We start from the raw sequence: 390 nt of genomic DNA on the forward strand, positions 1-390 counted from the left end.
ATGGTGAGCACGATGCCTTCCACGGTCAGCTTCGGGTTGAGCTTCTGCTGCACCAGCTCGACAGTGCTCATCAGCTGGGCGAGGCCTTCCATCGCGTAGTACTCGGTCTGCAACGGAATGAGCACCGTGTCGGCAGCGGCGAGGGCGTTGAGGGTGAGCAGGCCGAGCGACGGCGGGCAGTCGATGAGGATGTAGTCGTACTTCTTCTTCAGCGGGTCGATCGCGGCCTTGAGCCGCATCTCGCGACGCTCGAAGGCCACCAGCTCGACCTCGGCGCCGGTGAGGTCGGCGGTGGCCGGCACCACTTCGAGGTAGCGCAGCTCGGTGGGAAGAATGACTTCGGAGAGCGGTCGCTCCTCGATGAGGGCGTCGTAGATCGAACCCATGAGC

Annotated in this window: 1 protein-coding gene; it reads right to left on the reverse strand. The window is 64.1% G+C overall.

Features of this window, described 5'->3' with window-relative positions; all coding sequences use genetic code 11:
• Positions 1-390, reverse strand: a 390-nt coding sequence (locus tag JWG43_RS19225) for a ParA family protein (RefSeq protein ID WP_205244499.1), incomplete at both ends; no start/stop codon positions are given.

Origin of the sequence: Desulfobulbus alkaliphilus (assembly GCF_016918545.1) — a bacterium.
GTDB lineage: Bacteria > Desulfobacterota > Desulfobulbia > Desulfobulbales > Desulfobulbaceae > Desulfobulbus > Desulfobulbus alkaliphilus.